At 55.5% G+C, this 290-nt stretch carries 1 pseudogene; it reads left to right on the plus strand.

The features are described from left to right. A pseudogene (locus tag ACRHNM_RS16585) lies at positions 1 to 290 on the plus strand (NAD(P)/FAD-dependent oxidoreductase); the annotation flags it as partial.

A 290-nucleotide genomic window follows, 5' to 3' on the forward strand; every position in this document is an offset into this window, starting at 1 on the left:
AGCCGGACAAACTATTTCAACTTTGAATCCCTACAGGATCGGATGCTCACCCTCAAGTCGTTGCCGGATGCCCTGAACCTCCGGAGTTTCGTCTACCAGAACCTGGAAAAAGCCATCGCCAATTACAGCGGGGAGCCCCTGGAGGAAATCATGAATATCGCCATCGTGGGAGGCGGCCCTGCAGGCATTGAACTGGCCGGGGCCCTTGCCGAGATGAAAAAACACGTTATCCCCAGGGATTTTCCCGACCTCGACACCTCCCTGATGAGCATCAACCTCTACCAGAGCGG

This window comes from Psychroserpens mesophilus, from assembly GCF_050617655.1.
GTDB lineage: Bacteria > Bacteroidota > Bacteroidia > Flavobacteriales > Flavobacteriaceae > Psychroserpens > Psychroserpens mesophilus_A.